At 67.1% G+C, this 17,936-nt stretch carries 19 protein-coding genes, 2 tRNA genes and 1 pseudogene; 1 reads left to right on the top strand and 21 read right to left on the bottom strand.

Going from position 1 to position 17,936, the window contains the following annotated elements; all coding sequences use genetic code 11:
- Positions 1–51 precede the first annotated feature (51 nt).
- The 5 genes and pseudogenes from ACIRSS_RS21790 to ACIRSS_RS21770 all read right to left on the bottom strand — a co-directional run.
- Positions 52–124, bottom strand: a tRNA-Ala gene (locus ACIRSS_RS21790).
- Positions 125–151: 27 nt separating this feature from the next.
- Entirely contained in the window at positions 152–319 is a 168-nt protein-coding gene (locus tag ACIRSS_RS21785) for a DLW-39 family protein (RefSeq protein WP_086679331.1), read from the bottom strand.
- Between the two features lie 328 nt (positions 320–647).
- Entirely contained in the window at positions 648–797 is a 150-nt protein-coding gene (locus ACIRSS_RS21780) for a hypothetical protein (protein ID WP_400897398.1), read from the bottom strand.
- Positions 798–1,115: 318 nt separating this feature from the next.
- A complete protein-coding gene (locus ACIRSS_RS21775; RefSeq protein ID WP_400897396.1) occupies positions 1,116–1,520 on the bottom strand; it encodes a hypothetical protein in 405 nt (134 codons plus the stop codon).
- Positions 1,521–1,530: 10 nt separating this feature from the next.
- Positions 1,531–1,902 (bottom strand): annotated as a pseudogene (locus ACIRSS_RS21770) (helix-turn-helix domain-containing protein); the annotation flags it as partial.
- Positions 1,903–2,611: 709 nt separating this feature from the next.
- Between ACIRSS_RS21770 and ACIRSS_RS21765 the strand changes: the two are divergent.
- Positions 2,612–2,932 (top strand): hypothetical protein, encoded by a 321-nt coding sequence (locus ACIRSS_RS21765; protein ID WP_400897394.1) that lies wholly within the window; start codon positions 2,612–2,614, stop codon positions 2,930–2,932.
- A 184-nt stretch (positions 2,933–3,116) separates the two neighbouring features.
- Here the strand turns inward: ACIRSS_RS21765 and ACIRSS_RS21760 are convergent, their stop codons facing one another.
- From ACIRSS_RS21760 to gnd, 16 genes are all read right to left on the bottom strand, one after another.
- Complete coding sequence (locus tag ACIRSS_RS21760; protein WP_400897392.1) at positions 3,117–4,331, bottom strand: helix-turn-helix domain-containing protein; 1,215 nt, start codon at positions 4,329–4,331, stop codon at positions 3,117–3,119.
- 33 nt (positions 4,332–4,364) lie between these two features.
- Positions 4,365–4,853 (bottom strand): NUDIX domain-containing protein, encoded by a 489-nt coding sequence (locus ACIRSS_RS21755; RefSeq protein ID WP_400897390.1) that lies wholly within the window; start codon positions 4,851–4,853, stop codon positions 4,365–4,367.
- 385 nt (positions 4,854–5,238) lie between these two features.
- Complete coding sequence (locus ACIRSS_RS21750; RefSeq protein ID WP_400897388.1) at positions 5,239–5,673, bottom strand: hypothetical protein; 435 nt, start codon at positions 5,671–5,673, stop codon at positions 5,239–5,241.
- Positions 5,673–5,966 carry a hypothetical protein gene (locus tag ACIRSS_RS21745; RefSeq protein WP_400897386.1) on the bottom strand — a complete coding sequence of 98 codons (294 nt, stop codon included), beginning with the start codon at positions 5,964–5,966 and terminating at the stop codon, positions 5,673–5,675. Before ACIRSS_RS21745 ends, ACIRSS_RS21750 begins: the two co-directional genes overlap by 1 nt.
- A gap of 75 nt (positions 5,967–6,041) precedes the next feature.
- Positions 6,042–6,293, bottom strand: coding sequence for a hypothetical protein (locus ACIRSS_RS21740; RefSeq protein WP_400897384.1), 252 nt, complete (start codon positions 6,291–6,293; stop codon positions 6,042–6,044).
- Positions 6,294–6,323: 30 nt separating this feature from the next.
- Positions 6,324–6,584: a hypothetical protein gene (locus tag ACIRSS_RS21735; protein ID WP_400897382.1), complete on the bottom strand. Its 261-nt coding sequence runs from the start codon at positions 6,582–6,584 to the stop codon at positions 6,324–6,326.
- A 215-nt stretch (positions 6,585–6,799) separates the two neighbouring features.
- Positions 6,800–7,066, bottom strand: a complete 267-nt coding sequence (locus ACIRSS_RS21730; RefSeq protein ID WP_400897380.1) for a hypothetical protein — start codon at positions 7,064–7,066, stop codon at positions 6,800–6,802.
- 391 nt (positions 7,067–7,457) lie between these two features.
- A complete protein-coding gene (locus tag ACIRSS_RS21725; RefSeq protein ID WP_400897378.1) occupies positions 7,458–8,594 on the bottom strand; it encodes a helix-turn-helix domain-containing protein in 1,137 nt (378 codons plus the stop codon).
- Entirely contained in the window at positions 8,572–9,213 is a 642-nt protein-coding gene (locus ACIRSS_RS21720) for a hypothetical protein (RefSeq protein WP_400897376.1), read from the bottom strand. Before ACIRSS_RS21720 ends, ACIRSS_RS21725 begins: the two co-directional genes overlap by 23 nt.
- Positions 9,214–9,505: 292 nt before the next feature.
- Positions 9,506–9,579: transfer RNA gene (locus ACIRSS_RS21715), tRNA-Ile, on the bottom strand.
- A 49-nt stretch (positions 9,580–9,628) separates the two neighbouring features.
- Complete coding sequence (locus tag ACIRSS_RS21710) at positions 9,629–10,285, bottom strand: DUF3566 domain-containing protein (protein ID WP_400897374.1); 657 nt, start codon at positions 10,283–10,285, stop codon at positions 9,629–9,631.
- A 49-nt stretch (positions 10,286–10,334) separates the two neighbouring features.
- Positions 10,335–12,893 (bottom strand): DNA gyrase subunit A, encoded by a 2,559-nt coding sequence (gene gyrA, locus ACIRSS_RS21705; RefSeq protein ID WP_400897372.1) that lies wholly within the window; start codon positions 12,891–12,893, stop codon positions 10,335–10,337.
- Between the two features lie 50 nt (positions 12,894–12,943).
- Complete coding sequence (gyrB, locus tag ACIRSS_RS21700) at positions 12,944–14,911, bottom strand: DNA topoisomerase (ATP-hydrolyzing) subunit B (RefSeq protein WP_400897370.1); 1,968 nt, start codon at positions 14,909–14,911, stop codon at positions 12,944–12,946.
- Positions 14,912–15,108: 197 nt separating this feature from the next.
- Positions 15,109–15,747 (bottom strand): DciA family protein, encoded by a 639-nt coding sequence (locus ACIRSS_RS21695; protein WP_400897368.1) that lies wholly within the window; start codon positions 15,745–15,747, stop codon positions 15,109–15,111.
- Positions 15,748–15,856: 109 nt separating this feature from the next.
- Positions 15,857–17,011, bottom strand: a complete 1,155-nt coding sequence (gene recF, locus ACIRSS_RS21690) for a DNA replication/repair protein RecF (protein ID WP_400897366.1) — start codon at positions 17,009–17,011, stop codon at positions 15,857–15,859.
- Positions 17,012–17,021: 10 nt separating this feature from the next.
- Positions 17,022–17,912 (bottom strand): phosphogluconate dehydrogenase (NAD(+)-dependent, decarboxylating), encoded by an 891-nt coding sequence (gene gnd / locus ACIRSS_RS21685; protein ID WP_372667564.1) that lies wholly within the window; start codon positions 17,910–17,912, stop codon positions 17,022–17,024.
- Positions 17,913–17,936: the final 24 nt, after the last annotated feature.

Genomic DNA, 17,936 nt, shown 5'->3' with positions numbered 1-17,936 from the left:
AGGTCAGCGGAAACACCGCCTGACCTGGCCTTTGTCACGTCCCTCGGGGTGTGGAGCTGAGGGGAATCGAACCCCTGACCCCCGCCTTGCAAAGGCGGTGCTCTACCAATTGAGCTACAGCCCCGGGTGCGGGCTGGTGCCCGCGGGAAACTCAGTTGTGGGACGCACCCGCCGGCTTGGCCGGGGTGGTGCCGTTGTTCGAGGGGACCGGTGCGGTCGCCTCGCGCCAGAGGTCGGCTTCCGCCTTGGCCGCCTTGTTGCGCTTCACGACGAACAGGACGCCGCCCGCGATGACCGCGAGTGCCAGCAGCTTCTTCACCGAAGCCCCCTTCTCAGCTTGCTTCCCTTACCCCGTGATGTTACTGCACCGGCGCCGGCCGCCTTCGGGGCGGTGGTTCCACGTGGAACCACGATCCTGCAGGTAACGCACGTCACACCGCGGCGGAAATACGGGGGCGGGGTGTCCTGTTGTACCCATTGGTCGGTGCGGCCACCGTGTCCCCCGGGCCTCAACCACTGCCTTCGCGGAGTTCCGTCCGGCTGGAGCCGCGTTGAGCCACTTCGCCGAGAGGCGACCGTGGTGCGTGCCGACCGTGACCGCTCAGCCCTGCCGGTTCATTCTCTTCCCGGCAGGGCTGACCTGTATCTCAGAGGCCCAGGTAGTTGCCTTGGTCGCCCACCTGCGGATCCCGCACGACGTCGTCCTGCCGCGACTGGCGCAACCCGGCAGCGATCCGCGTGCCCCCGCGACGACGGTCCCGCAGATCGACGATCGCCGCGATCGCCAGCAGCGCCACGAGCACGACTCCCGCGATGATCCACCCCAGGTGCGCTTGGACTTGATCGAGAATTAGGGCGTTGAAACGACAAAGCCCGGTTCGCGGAGATGCGAACCGGGTTTGTTCGAGTGGGCCTACCAGGACTTGAACCTGGGACCTCTTCGTTATCAGGGCAAGATCACAACTACCTGATCAAGGCGAGAGGTTCGCGACCTCGCGGTTCAACATCCGTGTACGTCCGCCGGCTACCGCCGCAGGCCTCCACGATCGTCACTCAATTTGTCACTCATCCCGACCCGACCAGGCAATTCAAGGCCGTGCAGCACACACGAAAACCTAGTCTGTTTTCCGGTCCGCGAAGAGATACCCCACGACCGCTGATAGCGCGCCAAGGATAGGACTCACGACAGTCTGAAGGATCGTCTTGGCGAAGTCTGTGTCAAACCAATGCATGGCTAGGCCGAGGGCAATGAGCACCAAACCGGCCCCCACAGTGCCGACCAAGATCCAGAGAGTCCACAGGCGCAACTGATGAGTCTTCTGGGGTTTCTCAACCCCGATCGTTTGACCAACTTCGACTGGATCATTCGTGACGACCTCGCGTGCTGGCGGGAGCCAGAAGCCGCCTGGCGGAAGATCAGACTTGGCATCGAGAGGCACCTCATCAGCGAAGCCTTGACTTTGGCCGTCGTCATCCTCGGACGACTTTTCGCCACCGTTACCAACCTCGTAGTCAGCCATGTCCCCACCACGGCGTCCTGCGCGCGTCCCACGACCACCCGACCGACCCAGGACCGAAGACCGCCGCGCTCATCGTGACTTGGGCGGCGTGCGCGAGGAACCTCCGCCGCGCTGCCGCCTCTTCGCTCTGAATCTCCTGGCCCACAATGCGTATCGCCGTGGCCTCGTCGTAGGCAAGCCCCATGTACCCACGAGGGATACCCAGGCCGTCAGCAATTTGCTTGAGCTCGTCTGTAGCCATGACCTGGCGCCCCTTGAGGGTCTCCGACGCCTCGGACTGGGACTGGCCGGTCATCGCGGCGATCTGGCGCTGCGAGACACCGTGCTTGCGCAAGAGGCGGTAGACGGCGCTGATCTCACGGGACGCGAGAGCCGCTCTCATCTCCGGCTGCTCCCAAACATCAGGCGGAAACGTGTGGCTCTGCGACTGGACCACCACCATCAGATCCTCGCGCCGATCAGACGGCAACCGACTGGAATGCACGTCGTAAGGCTTCGCTTGTAGCGCTGTCCGCACTTCAGCCGCGAAGTCAATCTTCTCGTCTCCGACTTTCTGCCGCGCGAAGGTGGAGAGCGCGTCCAGAAGCACGTCGTTGCGTGCACGCTCGGCGGAAAGTTCCGCTTCCAGGGTGTCGCATCGTGCGTCGAGAGTGGGACACCGGGCGCAGTCCGGGTCGTGCGGCGCATCCGGCACGGAGGGCGTCAGCTGTATGTCGCCGCGATGGAAGCCCGGGTTGACGTCTACGGGCGTCTCTGACTCCTCATGCGAGTCGGCGAACGCTTCACCCCGGCTGGTCACCCGAAGACCTCCTGCTCCACCTGACGCCCCACGGCAAGGTGGCGCATAGAGTACTCCGGCTTCCCGACAGTCTTACGCGAGGCATCTCCGCAGGTCAGACCGTACGGTCGTACTGCGATACGGACCGAGCATGGTAACAGCCACGTCTCGATATGCAAGTTCATCACATCGAGCACGCCAACATGTCGCATCAGAGCTGCACGCATGACATACTTGCGCCGGTCCCAGGGGCGGTTTGACAAAGTTAAGATGTCCTGATAAGGACGCCCCCTTGAGCTCAGGAGGATTGACGATGTCCGCTGCACGAGGACGTCAGGATTACGAATCTAGCGGCGAAGCCGGTGTCCACACCGAAGACGTCGAGCATCGTGAACCTGGCGTGGACCCAAAGCGCCAGCTAGCAGCAGCGTCAGTTACCAGGCTGACCGTAAACATCGGGCCGTCAACTGCTGAGGCCCTACGGTTGGTGGCTGAGAAGGAAGGCGTCACAGTCACGGAGGCTCTTCGACGTCTCGTGAGCTACGGCGAGCTTCTTTACCGCGCCGTGAAGATTGACGGTAAGGACGTCCTCTTCCGAGACGGCAAGGAGACGCAACAGGTGCTGATCGCCTGAGCTGCGCCGCGAGGCGTCTCAGCAAATGATCGGCAGCATCGAAAATCTTCTCTGAGGTTCCAGCCACGAAACACAGCGCGCCGCTGGCGGCGAGAACTCACGTGGACGCCCAGACTTATCACCGGCGCTGTTGACCTCACCGACCTACTGTTCTGGATAAGGCTTCAGGCCGCAGCGGCAGTCCCTAGTCGATCACGCCGTAATGGGTGGCGAGCACAGCAAACTCCGTGCCCCGGCGTCGGGCTGCTCGATCGACAAGACGCCGCATCGTGGTTTTGCCGAGCGGCTGATATCGCACCCAGTCTGGTGCAAGGTCTCGTGCCTCGGCGAGCCAGGCCAAGGCGTCCCGATCGTGGCGTAGGTCGGCGGCCGCAGCTGCGAGAAGTAGCCGGTGGCCGGCCTCCCAGAAGGCCGGGACGTCACCCATAGTGTCCGGCACGGCGGCCGCCAGGCGGAGAGCCTGTTCGGGGTCGCCGGCCCGCGCCGCAAGCTCGACGTTCTGGAGAGCAGCGACGCGCGGGCCGAAGATCGCAGCTTCCGAAGCTGTGTCTCCTCGTGACCGGATCGCAGCAGCATGAGCGGCGGCAAGAAGGTCCTCGGCACGGCCAGCGCTCCCAGCTCGAAGAGCGGCGGTCGCGGCGTTGAACAGCAGGTTGCCGAACACGCCAGCGCGTAGAGGGTCGCGGTCAAGCATCCGCGGTTCGATTGCGGCGGCCGCTTGGGTGGCGACGCGCTCAGCATCTTCCTCCCGGCCTTGACGGACTAGCGTCCATGCGAGGTAGCGGAGCGAGATTGCGGTCTCGACCTCGGGAGCGTCCGACTCGGCCGCGGCGTCGATCGCCCGTGCGGCGGAGGTGTAAGCCAGGTCGTCGAAGCCGAGCCGGCCTGCGATGCCGGCGCCGAGTCGGTGGGCGGTCGACAGGACGCGGTGCGCGCCGGCGCGCTCCTCGTCGCGGGTGTCGCGGACGCCTCGACGGGCGTCGGCCAGGACGACCGGCAGCGCGTGCAGCAGCTCGGTGTGGCGCCCGTCGACGTACGCTCGCCAAGCGGCGTGCGCGCTGGCCGTGAGTTCCGGGAGCGGTAGTAGCTCGCGGGTGTCGGCCAGGTCGTCAAGGCCGGGGATGGACGCATCCGCGGTAATTGCTCGGCGGAGCGGAGCCACGTCGACATCGCGGGAGTGCGGGGCCGGCAGAGTTCCGAGCAGCGCATCGACGGGGACGCCGAGCGCGGCCGCGAGCTTGCGGAGGGTCACAGGGCGGCTGGTCGTCCGAGTGCCTTGCTCGATGCGCGCCACGGTGTCGACGCCGACCGAAGCAGCCTCGGCGAGTCCCTCTTGGGAGAAGTCGCGGGCTTTGCGGATGCGCGTCAGGTTCTCGGCGAGCGGGTTGTGAGCGGTCATCCGTCCTCCGGCCGTGTGCACACAGTAGCCAGACTACTGCGCTATGCGCCTGCCGTCTTCACATATCAGCAGCTCACCGGCGTGCACGGCGTCGAGGGCAACCGCGATCCGGCGCGCGAGGATCGGCTTCAGGCGCGATTCCGCAGTGTCGAGCGGTAGCAGCTCCACCGACAGGATCTCGGGGTCCGTGATCGACAGGGCCTTGATCTCGGCTTCGGTGACCTGGCCGCCGTCGAAGACGTACGCCATCCCCTCCGGCATGCGCGAGTCGTCCGGGATGTAGTCGATCACCAGCAGGTTGCCGAGCGGCCGATCGATGCCGACCTCTTCAGCGACCTCCCGGGCCGCCGTGCGCCAGGGCGGCTCACCCTCCTCGCACGCACCGCCCGGGATGTCCCAGTGCGGCTTGTACGACGGCTCGACGAACAGCACGCGGTCGGCCTCGTCGCGGAAGAGGACGCCGGCGGACATGCGCTTGCGGTTGAGCGAGCGCACGTACTCGTCGAAGGGGAGCAAGTCCACGAGGCGAGGCTACCGGCGGCGAGCGACGTCCCGCTCTCCGACAGTGGGCTCACCATCGAGGAGATCTCGCGGCTGGTGGGGCATTCGGACACGAAAGTGACCGAGTTGGTCTACCGCCACCAACTGCGCCCGGTGATCCAAGATGGAGCGAAAGCGATGGACGCAATCTTCCCGGATTCGGCGGCATAGCAACAGAGGTCAGGGTCGGTTCGCGGTCCGCGAATCGGCCCTTGACCTCGCGGCCGATCTTGTATGTCTCCATCCGCGACTGTGGCCGTCGGAGAGGCGCCCGCACCGGTCACAGGCCGACCAGGTGACGGCATGCGAAAGGCCAGGCGCCCCACGATTCCGGTTCACCTGGCCTGCGGGCTGGAGAATTCGCGCTCTACGGGTTGGTGTTGGTGAGGGCTGCGTCCGTCGGACGTTTCTTCCGCCGCAACCGCCATCGACGCCGAGGCATCGTGCCGACGTCGCGGCGCGCACAGTTTTGAAACTTCGCCCAAGACGTGAAGTCCACCTCGTACTCGCTGTCCGCCACCCACTTCTGAAACTCGGCCGTGACGTTCCTGAAATGTTCGACCGCTTCAACCGAGCCGACGAGACTTATGTGAGTCCAGGCCACCAAAAGGTCCTTGGTGCTGCGTTGCTCGTGCTCCACGTAGAGCAGCTCGGACACGGCTCGAACACCCCGTGCGTACGCCTCTTCGCGCCGATCTTCGCGCCGCAGGCGCTGGGCTCGTCCCGTGGTGATCACCGAGGACAGCACGGCGCCGGACATGCCGACAGCGGCACCGATCAGGCCAGCTAGTGCGGCGTCCATCAGGGGCGCCACTCCTCGCGGTAGTCCGAGTGGTCGGCCTCGGCCACGGCGAACCGCTTGATCACGGTGTGCATGACCGTGCACACCATCTCGCGCGCCGGGCTATCAAGCTCGGCGCGCTCGGCGGCTAGGTCGGCGAGAAACCGCTGACTCGGCCGGTCGGTCGACGCTGCCGCGTCGCCGAGCCGCGCCGAGGCGAACGCGATGCGCGGGTCGAGCTTCGGACCGGCGGCCGGGTGGCCGTCGTCGTCGAAGTAGGTGACGGTGCGCGTCACCTCGTGCTCGTCGGCCACCAGAACACCGCCTCTCGTCCGGGTTCACCACATCATCGCTCACGGGACGGGCTCATGCTGGCAACCCGCGGCACCTCACGGCTGGTCGTGGTCGCCGGCGGCCGACTCGTCGTCGATCGGGTAGCACGCCTGCTCGATGGTGCGGCGGTACGCCACGCTCCGGCGGCCCTCGACCTCGACGACGTAGAACCGGTCATCGGTGACGCCAGCCGTCTTGGCAGCGTCGGGGTGGTGGTGCCAGTCCGAGGCGATCGTCCACACCGTGCCGGTCTCGCGGTAGCGCAGCCGCTGACCGACTGTGTACCGCGGTCGCTCGTCGTCACCCACGGGCTACCTCGGCCCAGTTCTCGACGGCGATCACGCGCCGGCGGTACGCCTTGCCCTCGACCCGCGCGTGCCTTCGGCACGCTTTTTGTACTCCTTGATGTGCTTTGAGATGACCTCTAGGGCGTCAGCCGCCGAACCCGAAAGATCGATTCCGTGCTGAACCCAGCCAAGCACATCTACCGCGAATACATCGAAGGCGGCTCGGAGTTCGTCTTGCTGAGCGGGGTCATCGGTCGCACGGTTGATGACTTGGCGCACTTCAGCTCGGTCGAGGCTGGCGATAGTTGTCATGGTGGCATCCCTTCGGGCGTCGACGTACGGAAGTATTTCGGCGGGTATGTAGCCGCCGTTACCCCTGGGGATATGGCCCCGCCGGGTGCTGGTTTCGGAGCGCGCCCGCGGTGATGCGCACGGACTTGTCGCCGCGAGCGTCGGCCTCTTGGTGCAGCCGCAGCGCCGGCTTTGCGGTGACGCGCGTCATGGCGCAGCAGTTGGTGGCTCGCTGGTCAACCACGGTCGACCTCCTCAGCCTTGGGGATGCGCAATACCAGCGTCCGACGGGCCGAGAAGTCCTGGCTCAACAAGCGCATGCCCTTCTGTTGAAGCCATCGGGCGATCGTGGCCGCAGCTCGCTTCGCGTCGTCGTCGGACCAACGGTCATCCCACGTGAAGGTCACCAGCCCGTTGGCCTTGTCGTGCTCAACGAGGACACCATCGTCATCCTTCAGGGTGACGGCGCGGGCTAGCAGCGTTGCGAGGTCGCTCTTGTCCATGGTTCGAATGTAGGCCGCGGTGGTCGAGCGGCAGTGGCTCGACGCTCACCGGCGCCGGGCTCCCTGTGGCCGACCAGCACGCCGTAGTGCCACGCGCCGACCGCGCCGACCGAAAAAATCTCGAGAATCGCCGATTAGCGCTTGAACTGCGCTCGCGAGCGCGTCGGCCAACAGCTCGACCGATACGTCGCCCAGCTCGTGCCGTGCGAAGTCTTACGGCAGCACCTCGTGCCCGGCCGTCGGCCGCAGCCAGCCGGCGCGCGCCCACCAGGCGAGGACGAGCGGCAGCGGCGCGAGCGCGCCGACGGTCACGGTGTCACCTGGCGGGCTGGCCGCGCCGAGACGGTGGTGCGTTTCCAGACGAGCAACGTTTGGTGCTGCCCTAGGTGTCCTAGTTGGTCTGGCCGATCCGGCGGACGGCTAAGACAGGGGACTCCGGAGGCTCCTGACGGCTCTGCTTAGACGTTTCGACCGGCGTTGGCGCGATCGATCGAAGCATCGTCGGCGGGACTGCAAGCGACTCCGCAGCCGGCCGGTAAGGGCGCTGGCCGAACTTCCGGCTTAGCAGTGTCCACAGCAGCAATGGGGCTTCCCGCCCTACGTTGACCGGTTCTTGCTTGCGCCAGCCCTTCGATGACAGCTGGACGAACAAAGAGCGACGGCGAGTTTCGCCGACAAGGTCGAGACCGTAGCCACGTTGGATCAAGGCCTGCATCGACACGCCCCAGGTGGCCTTCAGCCGTGCGTACTCCCGCAGCGTGGCGCGCTCGGAGATGTTCTCCTCGGCCCGCTCACGTGGCATCAGCAGCGCGCCGGCAAACCGGTCGGCTTCCTGCTCGGCGTCAGCGACCCGAGGCCGGAAGGTGTGGAGCACGAGGTGGCCCACCTCATGCGCGAGAGTGAACCGTTCACGGTCGCCCTGGCTGCCGGGGAAGTACCCGATCAACGCGGGTTCGCCCACACCGCCCCAGTAGGAAACGCCGAAGTGACCGCCTGCCACGGGTTGCTCGTCTGAGTCGTCGGTCAACACGAACGGCGCCACCGCGACACCGGAACGCTCCAAAGCCCTAGTCAGGTGAGGGATCGGCGTGTCCGGCGCGAGGCGTAGCGCCTCACGAGTCTGCGCGGCCAGCTCTTCGATGTCCTCCGGCGACAGTTCCTCGGCAGTGGCGTACGGCAGCGGCGGGGTTGGGTAGCTTTCCGCCGCAACCAGTGCTTCGTTGATGCGGTAGCTCTCGGCGTAGAAGGTTCGCACCCGCCGAGTCAGCACCTTGCTGGCCGAGGCTCGCTTGCGGAACCTTAGGGAGTCCAGCGGAACCGTGGTCGGCTGGACGGCGAAGAATCCGAACGGTGTGTCAGTGGCCTCGGCAATCGCCCGAAGTCCGTCCTCGGTCGCGTCGCGAGACGCAGTCTCCACCTGGGAGATCCACGACTGCTTCACCCCCGAGATATTCTCCAGCTGCTCCTGAGTGAGACCGAGCAGATCCCGCAGGGTCCGCAGTCGCTCACCCGGTGATGCCGCCAGCATCGGAATCGCCCTCTTCTTCTTGGTCTTCGAGGGGCAGGTCCAGCCCCAAGCCTTCGTCTGTCGGTTCGAACGACAGGTCAGCCAGCTCGTCTGCTGTAGCAGGCAGCGGGAAGTCCAGGTCGGTCTTCTGGTGCTTGCCCCACTTCCACTCTCCGACCGTGCGCACGACCCTGAAGACCGGCGCAGCGGTCTCCGGGTCAATGCGCCACAAGCCAAGCAGCTTGTCGCCCAAGTCGCCGAACAACGGGATCATGCCAGTTAACGGAGGGTTGCAGTAGAAGGCCCTCCGCGCGAGGTTTGACCCAGGCGGGGGAACTACGCCGCCATTAGGGCTATGCAGCATCCGGACGCCGTAGTGGTCGTCGGTCAGCCACAGCTCGCCGTTGCGCGCGTGGTTGCCGCTCAACTTCCAGTTGCCGAGTTCCTGAGTGAGCTGACGGAGACGATGGTGTGCGAAGGCTCGGACCGTATGCGTTCCGAACCACGCGTAGTCAGGACCGTCGTCAAGGTGAGCGAGCAGTTCCTGCCGGCGCTGCTCCGCGAACGTAAAAGCGTCATGCAGCGGCTCGCAGAGGCCGAGCATTGCGGACCGGATCCGCTCCACATGGTCTTGAACCATGGGCGTGATAATATCACGCAGATAGTTAAACATTGCCGCTCAGCGCCTCCAGCCCGCGACATCATCCAACTGGCCGACGTCCCACGATCGCGCAACAACGCGGTAGAGGAGACAGGGCGAGAGCAGGAAGCCAACCTCGCGTCGATCAGCCAGCAGTCGCCGGAACGAGACACGGCAAGTGCGCGCATTGAAGGCACCAGAACGAGGTCTCCCAGGCCGACAGTCACCCAGATTGTCACCCAGGTCATGCAAAAAGCCCGGCTCGCGAGATGCGAACCGGGCTTGACCTGCGTGGGCCTACCAGGACTTGAACCTGGGACCTCTTCGTTATCAGCGAAGCGCTCTAACCGCCTGAGCTATAGGCCCTTGAACGAGGAGAACTTTACAGGACCCCCGGAGGGGCCCTGCAACCGGGTTACTCCCGCTCCGACAGCGTGACTTCCAGGCCTCCGGCGAGGTCGGCCGACACGTTGTAGATGAACGCGCTCACCGTGGCCAGGGCCGACACCAGGACGATGTTGATCGCGCCGAGGATGGCCGCGATGCCGAACACGCGGCCCGCGCTGATCAGGGGTTCCGAGGACGCGTTCGCCCCTTCGCCGCCCACCAGGGACGAGTACGTTCCGTTCAGCTTGTCCCAGACGCCCATGCCGTCGAGCACCGTGTACAGGACGCCGACCGCCACCAGCCAGACGAAGAACATCGCCACGCCCAGGACCAGGGACAGCTTCAGCACCGACCACGGGTCGAACCGCTTGACCTGCAGCGATGCTCGACGCGGGCCGCGGCCTGGACGTCGCAGTGCGCTCGGGCGGGCTCGCTGGGACGAGGCCGACGGGACCGCCTGCTCGCCGGACGGCGGGGTGTCGCCGAACAGCTTGGGGGCCGCGCTGCCCGTCACCACCTGGCGCTGGTCCGGGGAGACCGGTTGGGTCTCCCCGGCCGGCAGCGCTTCGTCCGTGGCAATCCCGACCGTCGCTTCGGCGTCGCCGTCCTTGCCGACCCGCTGCCAGGGTGGGCTCGCCGGAGTCCCGTTCGAACCCGGTGCCTCGGGATTCTCGGATGGTGTCACGAAGCTTCAGTCCTTACCCGTGCCGTGGGGCCGCCGTCGGAGAGCAAACTTACTGCTCCGGCGTGGCCGTCGTTTCCTCACCCGCGTCAGGTGCTTCCGGAGCCGCCGGTGCGTCCTCGGGGGTGTCACCATTGGCGACGTCCGAGGGCTCGTCCGCGTTGCGTGCGACGGCGAGAAGAGTGGTTCCTTCACCGAGATTCATCAGCCGGACCCCCTTCGTCTGCCGTCCTGCCTTGCGCACGTCGCCCGCCGGCGTGCGGATCACGCCGCCGCTCGAGGTGATCGCGTAGAGCTCGTCCTCGGCGTCGACGATGAGCGCTCCCACCAGCCTGCCACGTTTGCGGTCGTGCTGAATGGTGAGCACGCCCTTGCCGCCGCGGCCCTGGACCGGGTAGTCCTCGATCGGCGTGCGCTTGGAGTACCCGCCGTCGGTCGCGACCAGCAGGAACTTGCCCTCCTTGACGACGCTGATGCCGAGCAGCTCGTCGCCGTCGTTGAAGCGCATCCCCATCACGCCGGACGTCGGGCGGCCCATCGGGCGCAGCGCCTCGTCGGTCGCGTGGAAGCGGATCGACTGGCCCTCGGCCGACACCAGCAGCAGGTCGTCCTCGGCCGCCGCGAGCACCGCGCCGACCAGCTCGTCGCCTTCGCGCAGGTTGATGGCGATGAGACCGCCGGAGCGGTTGGAGTCGAAGTCGGTGAGCTTGGTCTTCTTGACCAGGCCGCGCTTGGTCGCGAGCACCAGGTACGGCGCGACCTCGTAGTTCTTGATCTGGATGACCTGGGCGATCTGCTCGTCCGGCTGGAACGCCATCAGGTTCGCCACGTGCTGACCGCGCGCGTTGCGGTTGGCCTCGGGCAGCTCGTACGTCTTCGTCCGGTAGACGCGGCCCTTGTTCGTGAAGAACAGGATCCAGTCGTGCGTGGAGCAGACGAAGAAGTGCTGGACGATGTCGTCCTGCTTCAGCGTCGCGCCCTGCACGCCCTTGCCGCCGCGCTTCTGCGAGCGGTACAGGTCGGTTTTCGTCCGCTTGGCGTACCCCGTGCGGGTGATGGTGACGACGACGTCCTCGACGGCGATGAGCTCTTCGTCGGTGACGTCGCCGCTGAAGCCGATGATCTTCGTGCGCCGGTCGTCGCCGTACTTCTCGACGATCGCCATCAGTTCGTCGCGGATCAGCGCGCGCTGCCGCTCCGGCTTGTCGAGGATGTCCTTCAGGTCGGCGATCTCGAGCTCGATCTCGGCCAGCTGGTCGATGATCCGCTGGCGCTCCAGGGCGGCCAGGCGCCGCAGCTGCATGTCGAGGATCGCGGTCGCCTGGATCTCGTCGACGTCCAGCAGCTCCATCAGGGCCGGCCGGGCCTCGTCCGCGGACGGCGACCGCCGGATCAGCGCGATGACCTCGTCGAGCATGTCCAGCGCCTTGACGTACCCACGCAGGATGTGGGCCCGCTCTTCGGCCTTCTTCAGGCGGAACTTGGTCCGCCGGACGATGACCTCGACCTGGTGCTTCACGTAGTGCCGGATGATCTGGTCGAGCCGCAGCGTGCGCGGCACGCCGTCGACCAGCGCCAGCATGTTGACGCCGAAGTTCTGCTGCAGCTGGGTGTGCTTGAACAGGTTGTTCAGCACGACCTTCGCGACCGCGTCCCGCTTGATCGTGACGACGATCCGCATGCCGGAGCGGCTGTTGGACTCGTCGGCGATGTCGGCGATGCCGGTGAGCTTGCCGTCGCGGACCAGGTTCGCGATGTTCTCGACCAGGTTGTCCGGGTTGACCTGGTACGGCAGCTCGGACACGACCAGGATCGTGCGGCCCTTCGCGTCCTCTTCGACCTCGACGACCGCGCGCATCCGGATCGAGCCGCGGCCGGTGCGGTAGGCGTCCTCGATGCCGGACGTGCCGAGGATCATCGCCTTGGTCGGGAAGTCCGGGCCCTTGACGCGGACCAGCAGCGCGGCCAGCAGCTCGTCGTCGGTCGCCTCGGGGTTCTCCAGCGCCCAGACGACGCCCTCGGAGACCTCGCGCAGGTTGTGCGGCGGGATGTTGGTCGCCATCCCGACCGCGATCCCGGAACCGCCGTTGACCAGCAGGTTCGGGAACCGCGACGGCAGGACGTCGGGCTCCTGCGTGCGGCCGTCGTAGTTGTCGGAGAAGTCGACGGTGTCTTCTTCGATGTCGGCCAGCATCTGCATGGCCAGCGGCGCGAGCCGGGACTCCGTGTACCGCATGGCGGCCGCGGGGTCGTTGCCCGACGAGCCGAAGTTGCCCTGGCCGTCGATCAGCGGGTAGCGCAGCGACCACGGCTGGGCGAGCCGCACGAGGGCGTCGTAGATCGCCGAGTCGCCGTGCGGGTGGTAGTTGCCCATGACGTCGCCGACGACGCGGGAGCACTTGTTGTACCCGCGGTCCGGCCGGAAGCCGGAGTCGAACATCGAGTACAGGATGCGGCGGGCGACCGGCTTGAGGCCGTCCCGCACGTCCGGCAGCGCCCGCGACACGATGACGCTCATCGCGTAGTCGATGTAGGAGCGCTGCATCTCCTGCTGGATGTCGACCGGTTCGATCCGGTCGTGGTCCGGAGCCGGCGGCAGAGTTTCCGTCATGGAGTCCTTCTCGAGTGGAGAGTCCTAGCGGGGCGAAGAGCGGGGAACGCCTAGACGTCCAGGAAGCGCACGTCCTTGGCGTTGCGCGTGATGAACGACCGGCGGGCCTCGACGTCCTCGCCCATCAGGACCGAGAACAGCTCGTCCGCCTGGGCGGCGTCGTCCATCGTGACCTGGCCCAGCAGCCGGTTGGCCGGGTCCATCGTGGTCTCCCACAGCTCCTCGGCGTTCATCTCGCCGAGACCCTTGTAGCGCTGGATCGCGTCGTCCTTCGGCAGCCGCTTGCCGGCCTCGACGCCCGCCTGGATGACGGCGTCGCGTTCGCGGTCGGAGTACGCGTACTCCGGCTCGGCCCGCGGCCACTTGATCTTGTACAGCGGCGGCCGCGAGAGGAACACGTGACCGTGCTCGATCAGCGGCGCCATGAACCGGAACAGCAGGGTGAGCAGCAGCGTGGTGATGTGCTGGCCGTCGACGTCGGCGTCGGCCATCAGCACGATCTTGTGGTAGCGCAGCTTCTGGAGGTCGAACTCGTCGTGGATGCCGGTGCCCAGCGCGGTGATCAGCGACTGGACCTCGGTGTTCTTGAGGACGCGGTCGATGCGGGCCTTCTCGACGTTGATGATCTTGCCGCGGATCGGCAGGATCGCCTGGTACATCGAGTCCCGGCCCTCCTTGGCCGAGCCGCCGGCCGAGTCACCCTCGACGATGTAGAGCTCGCACTCCGCCGGGTTGGTCGAGCGGCAGTCCTTGAGCTTGCCGGGCAGGCCGCCGATCTCCAGCGCGCCCTTGCGGCGGACGAGGTCACGCGCCTTGCGCGCGGCCATCCGGGCCTGCGCCGAGGAGATCGACTTGTTGATGATCGTCTTCGCCTCGGTGGGGTTGCGCTCGAACCAGTCCGCCAGCCACTCGTTCGACGTCTGCTGCACGAACGTCTTGGCCTCGCTGTTGCCCAGCTTGGTCTTGGTCTGGCCCTCGAACTGCGGCTCGGCCAGCTTGATCGAGACGATCGCGGCGAGGCCCTCGCGCACGTCGTCACCGGTCAGGTTGGCGTCCTTCTCCTTGAGCAGCTTCTTGTCGCGCGCGTAGGAGTTGACGACGCGGGTCAGCGCGGCGCGGAAGCCCTCTTCGTGGGTGCCGCCCTCGTGCGTGTTGATCGTGTTGGCGAACGTGTAGACCGACGGCGTGAAGCCGGTGTTCCACTGCATCGCGACCTCGACCTCGAGGCCGGTGCCCTTCGCGTCGAAGGAGATCACGCTGGAGTGGATCGGGTCCTTGCTGCCGTTGATGTGCTTGACGAAGTCCTCGAGCCCGCCCGGGTAGCAGTAGGTCTTCTCCTTGACCCGCGCGACCTTGCCCTCGGCGTCGGCTTCGGTCTCCTCGTCGGCGACGCGCTCGTCGCGCAGGGACAGCGTCAGCCCCTTGTTGAGGAACGCCATCTCCTGCAGCCGGCGCGAGATGGTCTCGAAGTTGTACGTCGTGGTCTCGAAGATGTTGCTGTCGGCCCAGAAGGTGATCGTGGTGCCGGTCTCCGACGCCGGGCCGAGGTCCTCGAGCGGGCCGGGGATCTGGTCGGTGTACTCCTGGCGCCAGCTGCGGCCGCCGTACTTGACCTCGGCGAGCAGCTTCGTCGACAGCGCGTTCACCACGGAGACGCCGACGCCGTGCAGGCCGCCGGACACCGCGTAGGAGTCGCTGTCGAACTTGCCACCCGCGTGGAGCACGGTCAGCACGACCTCGAGGGTCGGCTTCTTCTCCTTGGGGTGCATGTCGACGGGGATGCCGCGGCCGTCGTCGACGACGCGCACCCCGCCGTCGGCGAGCAGGGTAACCTCGACCTTGGTGGCGTAACCCGCCATCGCCTCGTCGACGGAGTTGTCCACGACCTCCTGGACGAGGTGGTGCAGGCCGCGTTCACCGGTGGAACCGATGTACATGCCAGGGCGCTTGCGGACCGCCTCGAGGCCTTCGAGCACCGTGATCGACGACGCGTTGTACTCGCTCTTGTTCTCGGTCACCGGCGTTGTTTCTCCTCGTCTCGCCCGAGCGGACGCTCGCTCCCTCCCAGTGTACTTGGCCGCGTCCGCTGGCATGCGGCAAGGACACCCCTGAGCGCGTCACAGACGGACGAAATCGGTCCGAGCCGAGTCTTGACGTATTTCGGGAGGTCTGGATGCGTTCTCGGGGCATTCAACCGAGCATCGCGCAACCCGGGTCAGCCGTACGTGTCACGCGGGCCGCGCCCCGGCACGTGCCGGGGCCCTTTCCGCCAGCTCGGAGCGGTCGGACCTTGGATCCGCATGCGCTTGACGACGCCGTTGCCGACCCCCGCGGCGATCTTGTGCAGCAGCTTGCCCTGCAGCAACCGCAGCTGCGTGGCCCACGCCGTGGAGCTGGCGCGGACGGTGAGCTCACCGTCCTTCAGCGCGACCGGCTGGGCGTGTTCGGCCACGTCCTCGCCGACCAGCCGGGCCCACTGCGCGAACACGCGGGCGGTCGTGACGCTCTCGTTCCAGCCGCGGTCGGAGACCAGCCGCGAGACGAGCCGGCCGAGCGGCTGCGGGTCGCGCGGGTCCGCACCCGGCCCCGACCAGCGGCGACGCCGGGGGTTCTGGCCCCCGCCACCGCCGACCGCGCGGCGCCGGTAGCCCGGCGACGTCCCGCGTTCCTTGGCCTTGGCCTTCGCCGCTTCGAGCGCGGCGTGGGCGAGGTCCCGGCCGGTCTGCCCATTCGGAGCAGTGCCGCCTTCACTCTGCGTACCCGAAGTGACTTGCCCACGTGGGTTAACCCCCGCGCGGGGGGCGTCAAGCCGCTGTTCCGGCGTTTTGGTCACGCGCGGCGATAACTCGGGCACGGGTTTATCCACACTGTCCACAGGTTTGTCCCCAGATCGGTGGGTAACTGCTGTGTCGACGGTCACACGGGGTGTGCGAGTCGATCTTGCCGCCCCCGGTTCGCCCTGCTCAGCCACGCGTGATCTCACCATCCGCCACCACGAACCGGCCGCCGGCCAGCTCCCCGGGCACGTCTTCGTCGACCGCAGCGGTCACCAGCACCTGTTCGGCGCTCGCGGCCACCTCGGCCAGCCGGGCCCGGCGCTTGCGGTCCAGCTCGGCGAACACGTCGTCGAGCAGCAGCACCGGCTCGCCCGCCTCCGCGCGCAGCAGCTCGTAGCTGCCGAGCCGGAGAGCGAGCGCGAACGACCACGACTCGCCGTGGCTCGCGTACCCCTTGGCCGGCGCCTCGCCCAGGATCAGCTCCAGCTCGTCCCGGTGCGGGCCGACCAGGCTGATCCCGCGCTCGAGCTCGGCCTTGCGAGCCTCGCCGAGCGCCTTGAGCAAGACGTCCTTGAGGACTTCGGGTTGCGCCCGTTCGCCATCCGGTACGCCGTACGTCTCCGGCAGGGCGTCACCCAGCGACGACTTGTACGAGATCTTCGCCGGCCGCGAGTCCGGCGCGACCCCCATGTACGCCGCGGCCGCGTGCGGCCCGAGGTCCGCGACGAGGTTCAGGCGCGCGGCCAGCAGCTCCGCGCCCGCCACCGAGAGGTGGTCGTCCCAGACTTCCAGCGTCGAGAGCGCGTACGGGTCTTCGCGGCCCGTACGCCGTTTCCCCGCCGTCTTGAGCAGGGCGTTGCGCTGCTTCAGCACCTTCTCGTAGTCGGCCCGAACTCCCGCGTACCGCGGCGCGCGCAGCACCAAGAGCTCGTCGAGGAACCGTCTTCGCTCGCTCGGGTCGCCCCGGACCAGCGCCAGGTCCTCCGGCGAGAACAGCACCGTGCGCAGGATCCCGAGCACGTCGCGCGGCCGGCCGACCACGCCGCGGTTGACCCGGGCGCGGTTCGCGCGGCCGGCGGTGATCTCGAGCTCGACGGTCAGCTCGCGGTCGTCGTTGACCACCGCGACCCGCACGAGCGCGCGCTCGCAGCCGTGCCGGATGAGCGGCGCGTCCGTCGCGACGCGGTGCGAGCCCAGCGTCGCGACGTACCCGATCGCTTCGAGCAGGTTGGTCTTGCCGCGACCGTTCTGGCCGACCAGCACGGTCGGCCCCGGTTCGAGCGCGAGATCGGCCTGGGGCCAGGAGCGGAAGTCGGTGACCTGCAGGTGACGCAGATACACCAGGTGCTCCTTACCCGCCGACCTTCTTCACGGCGTGCCCGCCGAACTGGTTGCGCAGCGCGGCCACCGCGCGCATCGCGGCCGAGTGCTCCTGGCGCGAGGCGAACCGCGCGAACAGCGCGGCCGAGATGACCGGCGCCGGCACCGCGTTGTTGATCGCCTCTTCCAGCGTCCAGCGGCCTTCGCCGGAGTCCTCGACGTACCCCTCGAGGTCGTCGAGCTCGGGGTCCTCGTCGAGCGCGCGCACGAGCAGGTCGAGCAGCCAGGACCGGACGACCGTGCCGCGCTGCCAGCCCTTGATCACCGCGGGCACGTCCTTGACGACCTTCGCGGCTTCGAGCAGCTCGAAGCCCTCCGCGAACGCCTGCATCATGCCGTACTCGATGCCGTTGTGGATCATCTTCGCGTAGTGACCCGCGCCGACGTCGCCGGCGTGCGAGAAGCCTTCTTCGCGCGGCCCTTCCGGGCGCAGCGCGTCGAAGATCGGCATGGCCTTCTCGACGTCGGCCGCGGTACCGCCGACCATCAGGCCGTAGCCGTTCTCCTTGCCCCACACGCCACCGGAGACACCGCAGTCGACGTAGCCGATGTTCTTCGCCGCCAGCAGGTCGGCGTTCAGCTTGTCGTCGGTGTACTTCGAGTTGCCGCCGTCGATCACCATGTCGCCGGCGGAGAGCAGGTTGCTCAGCTCGGTGACGGTCTGGCGCGTCGGGTCGCCGGCCGGGACCATGATCCAGACGATCCGCGGGCCGTCCAGTTTGGACACCAGGTCTTCGAGCGACGTCGTGTCGGAGACGTCCGGGTTGCGGTCGTAGCCGACCACCTCGTGACCGGCCGCGCGCAGCCGCTCACGCATGTTGAAGCCCATCTTGCCCAGGCCGATCAGACCGAGCTGAACCATGAGATCCCCTTACGTGCTAAGGAA

The organism is Amycolatopsis sp. NPDC101161 (assembly GCF_044768185.1).
Taxonomy (GTDB): Bacteria; Actinomycetota; Actinomycetes; order Mycobacteriales; family Pseudonocardiaceae; genus Amycolatopsis.
This window is presented reverse-complemented; position numbering and strand designations above follow the sequence as displayed.

Bases quoted from the DNA above. Each gene is read 5' to 3' on its own strand.
- ACIRSS_RS21775 (WP_400897396.1), bottom strand. From the start codon at position 1,520: ATGGCTGACTACGAGGTTGGTAACGGTGGCGAAAAGTCGTCCGAGGAT.
- ACIRSS_RS21765 (WP_400897394.1), top strand. From the start codon at position 2,612: ATGTCCGCTGCACGAGGACGTCAGGATTACGAATCTAGCGGCGAAGCC.
- ACIRSS_RS21760 (WP_400897392.1), bottom strand. From the start codon at position 4,331: ATGACCGCTCACAACCCGCTCGCCGAGAACCTGACGCGCATCCGCAAA.
- ACIRSS_RS21750 (WP_400897388.1), bottom strand. From the start codon at position 5,673: ATGGACGCCGCACTAGCTGGCCTGATCGGTGCCGCTGTCGGCATGTCC.
- ACIRSS_RS21735 (WP_400897382.1), bottom strand. From the start codon at position 6,584: ATGACAACTATCGCCAGCCTCGACCGAGCTGAAGTGCGCCAAGTCATC.
- ACIRSS_RS21730 (WP_400897380.1), bottom strand. From the start codon at position 7,066: ATGGACAAGAGCGACCTCGCAACGCTGCTAGCCCGCGCCGTCACCCTG.
- ACIRSS_RS21725 (WP_400897378.1), bottom strand. From the start codon at position 8,594: ATGCTGGCGGCATCACCGGGTGAGCGACTGCGGACCCTGCGGGATCTG.
- ACIRSS_RS21720 (WP_400897376.1), bottom strand. From the start codon at position 9,213: ATGGTTCAAGACCATGTGGAGCGGATCCGGTCCGCAATGCTCGGCCTC.
- gyrA (WP_400897372.1), bottom strand. From the start codon at position 12,893: ATGACGGAAACTCTGCCGCCGGCTCCGGACCACGACCGGATCGAACCG.
- gnd (WP_372667564.1), bottom strand. From the start codon at position 17,912: ATGGTTCAGCTCGGTCTGATCGGCCTGGGCAAGATGGGCTTCAACATG.